The sequence below is a fragment of the Candidatus Cloacimonadota bacterium genome, assembly GCA_021734245.1.
Classification (GTDB): Bacteria; Cloacimonadota; Cloacimonadia; order Cloacimonadales; family TCS61; genus B137-G9.
This window is the reverse complement of sequence record JAIPJH010000024.1, coordinates 26,729-33,915: the sequence shown is the minus strand read 5'-3', so window position 1 is coordinate 33,915 and position 7,187 is coordinate 26,729. Positions and strand designations below refer to the sequence as shown.

The 7,187-nt window shown below is 36.7% G+C and carries 3 protein-coding genes and 1 pseudogene; all 4 read left to right on the top strand.

Annotation, left to right across the window (positions count from 1 at the left end):
- Positions 1-259 precede the first annotated feature (259 nt).
- The 4 genes and pseudogenes from K9N40_05580 (at position 260) to K9N40_05565 (ending at position 7,177) form a co-directional block, all read left to right on the top strand.
- Positions 260-3,469, top strand: a complete 3,210-nt coding sequence (locus tag K9N40_05580) for a UvrD-helicase domain-containing protein (protein ID MCF7813925.1) — start codon at positions 260-262, stop codon at positions 3,467-3,469.
- A 230-nt stretch (positions 3,470-3,699) separates the two neighbouring features.
- The gene (gene glmM / locus K9N40_05575) at positions 3,700-5,040 is read left to right on the top strand and encodes a phosphoglucosamine mutase (GenBank protein ID MCF7813924.1); all 1,341 of its coding nucleotides are present in this window, start codon (positions 3,700-3,702) and stop codon (positions 5,038-5,040) included.
- A 1,416-nt stretch (positions 5,041-6,456) separates the two neighbouring features.
- A pseudogene (locus K9N40_05570) lies at positions 6,457-6,549 on the top strand (SEC-C domain-containing protein).
- Between the two features lie 241 nt (positions 6,550-6,790).
- Positions 6,791-7,177 carry a nuclear transport factor 2 family protein gene (locus K9N40_05565; protein ID MCF7813923.1) on the top strand — a complete coding sequence of 129 codons (387 nt, stop codon included), beginning with the start codon at positions 6,791-6,793 and terminating at the stop codon, positions 7,175-7,177.
- The last annotated feature ends 10 nt before the right edge of the window (positions 7,178-7,187 follow it).

The window sequence follows — 7,187 nt, the reverse complement described above, 5'->3', positions numbered from 1 at the left end:
AGAGAAGTTTTTCAGAGCTTGTTTTGCCCATTTCGGAGTTAAATTTGGGTTTTTCGATCCATTTTTGTTGAGCGTCAATAAAATTGAAGGTTGTGAAATGGTTAAACTAAAATCGAGTTTTTAGAGGGGACTCAATATTCGTCGAAGAATGATTTTCAGAACTCTCCCCTGTCAAGGGGAGATACGGCTTTAGCCGAGAGGGGTTCAAATTAATGAAAAACAGATATGTATCAGGAATAATTGATAAAGGTCTTCCTAAATGAATCCTCTTCTCATCCGCGCCAGCGCCGGAACCGGTAAAACCTATCGACTTTCGTTGGAATTCATCAATCTTTTACTAAAATATCGAACTGATTTTGTTGAAATCCTTGTTATCACCTTCACCAAAAAAGCTACAGCCGAAATTCGTGAACGTATTTTTGAACAGCTGAAAGAGATCGTTGAAAAGACTGAAATTGGCATGGAGTTGATGAATAATATGCAGCTACACATCAATCCTGAACTTCGCTTCGATCAGGAAGAAATGACATTCCTGCAAAAAACTTACAAAAGCATGCTGACCAACAAATCCGCAGTTCACATCAGCACGATAGATTCTTTTGTTAATACTATTTTCAGCGGGATCATTGCACCATTTCATAACGTTATAGAATTCCAGATAGACAACAAAATCAACGACGAAATTCTTCCCGAAATTTTTGAATATATTTTAAAAGAAGATAAACTGCAGATCTATCAGGATATTTTTTTGAAAGCTAAAAGGCGCAATCTGGAAACCTTTCACAAATTCATAACCGATATCATTGAAAATCGCTGGCTGTTTGAATTCATCGATCTTTCCGATTTTGATGAAAATAAAATTAAAGAAAAATCTGTAAATTCTTGGAAAAATTACGATGAACACTTGAGATCATTTTTAATGCTTTTACAAACTGAAATTACAAATTATAACAAACCAGTTGCGATCAGCGATCTTATGCAAAAAGATTTTATCGAATCGATCTCTAACGTCTGGAATTCGTTGCAAGTTAAAGATTTCGCTTCAACCTTGTTCGATATTTTGACTAATGAATCTTACATTAACGAGCATTTTAAATTGCTTCTGGATAAAAACATCTGGAATGGCGGTAGATTACGCAATCCTGATTTGAAAGATTTTTATGCTGAAGTTCAAAGCAATCTTGCAGATTATTTCTATTACGAAAAAGCTTTAGATGAACAGTGGAAGATAATTTCTCTGGCAGGAGAAATACTACAGAAATATGATGAGATCAAATTTCGCGACCGCATTTTTACACATTCCGATATCAGCTATTACACGTTCAGGTTTTTGTACGATCCGCAGATCTCGGTCGTAGATAAACAAAACGTTCTGAATCTTTTTTACGAGCAGCTTTCTTTCAATACACGATTTGTGTTAATTGACGAATTTCAGGACACCAGCATTTTGCAGTGGAGTATTTTCCAACCCATGCTAAAAGAAATTTCCAGCGGAATCGGGCAGAAAGATTACGGCGGCATAATTGTTGTTGGAGATGAAAAACAGGCAATTTACGGCTGGCGAGGTGGAGAACGAAAACTGCTTACCGATTTTGCAAAGATCCTGAATGAGCCTGTAGAATACGATTCATTAACAACTTCCTATCGCAGTAAACCGATCTTGATGAACTGGCTGAATCGGCTTTTTGGTTCTGCACACCTTAATTTTATACCAGACTGGGATTACACTGAAATCGATTGTAACAAGAAAGATGGCGGTTACGTTCAAGTTGATCTTAGAAACTCAAATATTGATGGAAATAAACTGGAAAAATCGGAAATCTACCAGGAATTTGTCGATAATATTTTGTTGCCAAATTTACAGGATGAAACTATAAATCCTGCTGATACGGCAATTTTGATGCGCAAGAATTCCGAATTGATCGAGATGGCTACGATTCTGGATGAAAACAGTATTTCTTATACTTTCGAAACTTCTGGTTCTCTGTTCTCACATCATGCTGTTAAGACGATCTTATTTGTTTTGAAATTCATGGTTTATGAAGATATTTACGAACTGATCAAATTCCTGCGATCTGACCTGATCTTGATGAAACCATCTGAATTAAAAGAAGTCATCAGGATCTACCATGATTCAGAAAACATAGATGATTTTTTATTGGAATGCAATCTTCATCACTGTTTTTCAAATTTGTATGATCTTAGAAATCAGCAGCAATCGCTTTTAAATATAATCAAAAAGATTTTAGAGAGTTTTGGATTTTCCAGTGTTTTCAATACTGAAATTGAACTTAAAAACCTGCAGAGATTTTTGGAAGTCGTTACCGAATTTGAACGCTCTAATCACGAATATACCAATGATATTTCCGGTTTTCTGCAGTACTGCCATGCACTTTCCGAAAAAGAAGAATATTCCCAAATTGGGCAGTCTGTCAGCGATTCGATCAAGCTTATGACCATCCATAAATCGAAAGGATTGCAGTTTGAAACTGTTTTTGCTGTTTTTGATGTGATGGGCAGAAGCGGCAGCAATAATTCAGGTTTGAGTTTGTATTACAAGTTCAATGATGATTGCCGCAGTTTGCAGGATTTCGCTTTTACCGCGAATTATGATAAAATTGTGAAGATGTCAGCCAAAAAAGTTCTGGTGGAATACGTTGAAAATCGAGATACGGGAGATGAACTGAATAATATTTATGTTGCTCTTACCAGAGCAAAAAACAATCTTTTTCTCTATCTTCATTTCGATAAAAAAGGAGGATTGGAAAAACTGATCAAAGATGTAAAAAACGAAGATTCAGTTTTGAAAAATCTTACTAAAACTATCTGCCAGGAATTTGCTGAAATTCTGCAGAACACATCAGAAAATAACTTTCAGATACAGGTTGGTGAGATTTCTAAGGATGAAAAAAATATTCAAATTCGCAGTTCGGAAGAACTTGAGCTACCTGATTTTTTCAAATTTAATGACTGGCAGAATGTTGCGGAAAAAGATATTCCCAATCTGGAAAAAATTAAAACCGAGTTTCTGCAGAATATTTCTATTTTGATTGGAAATATTGTGCACGGGTATCTTTCTCATATCAGGTATGATGATGCAGATGAACTGGCTCTTGCAAAAAGTAAAACAATTTCAAAATTTGGAAGTTTGCTGCCAAAAAACCAATTGGATGAAATTATTCAAAAAGTTGAAAACTTTATCAATTCAAACTCAGAATTTTTCGATAAGAATATCTGGGATAAGGTATTTAATGAATTCACAATTTTTGATGCAGAAGAACGTGAATTCCGTATAGATCGTATGATGATTGACACAAAAAATAAATTGATCAAGATCATTGATTTTAAAACCGGTTCGATTTACGAAGAAGAGCAGCTTGACAGATACAGAGAGATTATTGAGAAGTTCTCGATGGTGAAAAGAGAAAAATATAGAGTGGAAACAGAGTATGTGAAAATTGATATTTAACAATGAACAGAACAAAGACGAACTGTTACGGACTCTTGTTCCTAAACCTGCCTGCCTGTTCGTAGTTTCGATTTCTCGGGACGAAGACTGGTTTGGGAAAGCAATTAGAAACGAAACTCCAGTTTCGTTAAATGTTTGAGTTCAAATCGAGAACGATTTGACAAAACACTTGGTTCATACGAGACAATTGAACCAGCAAAAGAATTGAAAATAATTAGGAGAGATAAAATATGAGCAAATTAATGGTAAGCGTATCCGGTGTGCGAGGGATTTTCGGAGAATCACTCACACCAGAGATCGCCCTGAAGTATGCCGCACATTTTGGGATTTTTTCAGAACGTGGTAAAATAATTGTGGGACGTGATTCCCGCGTAACAGGGCAAGCTATGTTCAACGCGGTTACAGCTGGTCTGATGTCCGTTGGCTGCGATGTAGTAGATCTGGGAATTGTCTCAACACCAACTGTACTTTTAGCGGTGGAAGAAAGTGATGCTTCCGGTGGAATTTCCATCACGGCTTCACACAATCCGGCAGAGTGGAATGCCATGAAATTCGTGGGAGCCAATGGCATGTTCCTGTTTCCCGAAAATGCCGATACTTTTATCAATTCGCTGGATAAACCAGTTGATTATGTAGGTTGGGATCGCATCGGAAAATTATCTTCCGATCCCGATGGCAGCAAACGTCATATTGAAAAAATCCTGCAGATTCCGTATTTGGATGTAGAAAAGATCAAAGCAAAGAAATTTAAAGTAGTCTTGGACTGCGTGAATGGCGCCGGCGGCATGATCGCACCGGATTTACTGCGAGCACTTGGTTGCGAAGTCATTGAATTGAATTGCGAACCGACAGGCATCTTTGCTCATATTCCTGAACCTTTGAATAAAAATTTGGGCGATTTGGAAAAAGCTGTCGCAGAACATAAAGCCGATCTCGGCTTTGCCACCGATCCCGATGTTGATCGTCTTTCCGTAGTGGATGAAACGGGAAAATGCATTGGAGAAGAATTCAGTTTGCTGCTGGCAGAAAAATTCATCCTTTCCAAAGTGAAAGGTGATATCGTTATCAACCTTTCTTCATCCATGGCTTCAGAAGATGTGGCGGCAGAATTTGGCGTGCAGGTACATCGCACCAAAGTCGGAGAAATAAACGTTGGTAAGAAAATGAAAGAACTGCAAAGTCCTGTTGGTGGAGAAGGAAACGGTGGTATCATTTGCCCGGAAGTACATTACACTCGTGATGCTCCGGCTGGTATGGCTATAATTTTAGGTTACCTGGCAGAGCGTAATGAACCGATCAGTAAATTAGCAGCAGAAATTCCGCATTACTATTTCGCCAAAAACAAGATCAAAGTCGATCCGGCAGAACTGGACAATATCATGGCAAAAGTACCTGAGATTTTTGCCGATTATACTTTGGATACAACCGACGGCATCAAAGTGCTGGGAGAAAAATTCTGGATCCACATCCGTAAAAGCGGTACGGAACCGATTATTCGAGTTTACGTGGAAAGTGAAACAGCAGAAAAGTCAGAGCAGATTTGTAAGGAAACGATTGAGAAGCTGATGTAACTCAGATATTGATCTTAAAAATTAAATAGAAAAAAGGTAGAAATGACAACAAAAGAATTTTGGAATCATTATATAAACGATGACAAACTGGAAATTTTCGACATAGCGTGCGCATTCTTTTCCAAGAAATTACCTAAAAAATTTGTGCGAGATTATGATATCATTGAAGTAATAATGGAGATATTTGATTCCCAGACGGAAGCAAAGAACTTTGATAACGCTATCAAATTTGCTGAAATCATTGCAAAGCAACAGTCAAAATTATATTTACAATGCTTTCAATATATTGACGAACCTTTAGTGAATTATTATTGCTTTCAACATGATAAAATAAAAGTGAAACATGCCTTTTCCAATTTTATCAAGCATCCTATCCAATGCTTCGATTACTATCTGCATACTTTTAAAAAGTTAATCTATTACCAATATACCGAGTTGTTAGATAAAGCCATTTTACAAAACTTCGCAGAAATTGCCGAATCATATGAATTGATCGGCGGAGCAGAATACGATATAGCGAAATGCAAATATTTCATGATCTTGGAAGATTTTTATAAAACAAACACATCCGGCTTTGATGTGAAAAGTTTCAACCAAAAAATCGCGAAATATGATTTTGAATTAAAAGATTATTTTTACACTTCACTTGCTAAGAGTTTATTTGGAAAGCCAATAGAGAATGTAAATTTAAGCGAGTTATGCAAAAAAAACAGCAGGGATAATTTTCTCATAATCCTACACGGATATTTCCTTCGTTTTATGTATGATAAGAATTTCCCCTTTTACCAAAGTGGTATAATTTGGGATGGAATGCTAACGTTTCTGATAAAAAAAAATAATTCCAAGAAAATTACCAACGGATTTTTTAATATCAGAGCGAAATTGTTTGAACAATATCTTATACAAATCTCTTCAAATTATTTTCTGGAAAATAATTCCGAATTGATTTTCATTATTTGGGGTAGTGTATATCTTTATGAGTTTTTATATAAGTATCATATTATTTCCCAATCTGCTTTCAAAAAATTCCTTGAGATCTCATTGAAAATAAAAGGGAAGGTAATAGGTCAATATACAGATAAGTTATGGGCTTCTGATTTCGTTCATGACTGGCTAAAACCGGATTGCATTTCAGTAACCGAATTCCAGGAAGAAACCAAAATATTCAGAAAAAGCTTGTTTTATAAGGGAGATAGTTTCTCAGATTTTAACAACATTTTCTCAGAAGAGATTGCAAAAATAGGAAAGTTATCATCTTATATTGTTGAAGGCGGTTTGGAAGAACCTCGACGTAAAAGCTTATATAATTTCCTCAGTTTTTCCGATAAATCGTTTATTGATGATGACGATACAAAGGAAATCTATCCTATTCAACAGAATTCAAAATTAGATGAAGACCTGAATGTTACTTTCAAACCTGTTAGAAGAGAGAAAAAAATTGGCAGGAATGAACCTTGTCCTTGTGGCAGTGGAAAAAAGTATAAAAAGTGCTGCGGGAAAATCAGTTAACAGAAAATTATCAAATGTTCTCTCTCTCGTTCCCAAATTCCACTTTGAAATACAGAACAGAAACGAAACTTTTTCTTGTTTCTAAACCTGCCTGCCAGTTCGTAGTCTCGATTTCTCGGGACGAAGACTGGTTTGGAACACAATTGAAAGCGAAACTCCTGTTTCGTAAATGAACGAAGCGTGAAAGATTCTTCAAACCATCAGGCATGTCAAATAACAGATTGCAAAGGAGAATGATACAATGACACGAAATCAAATCAATAACCGCATTGAAGCCTACGCCACAGCAGTCAGAGAACACAACAGCGAAGCGGTTTCACAGTTGTTTGCTCCACAGATCGATCACATTGTGCACGGCTTGGGAACGGATCCCGATAATCCTTGGAATTCCAAACGGGAAACCGATCGAGTCGGAATCAAAAAAATCTACGATACATTCTTTGCTCAGGCAGAAGAGATGACAGTACAATATACTGACAGAATTATCGATATTGAAGCCAACTCGGCTGCACTGATCGTGCGGGTGAAAACCGCTTCTGCTACCATGCAGAACGCTCTGCACATCAAGTGGAACACAGCAGGTAAGATTGTTTACTTTTATAACTGGTACGGTGTACCGCCAGCCTGATAGTAAATAG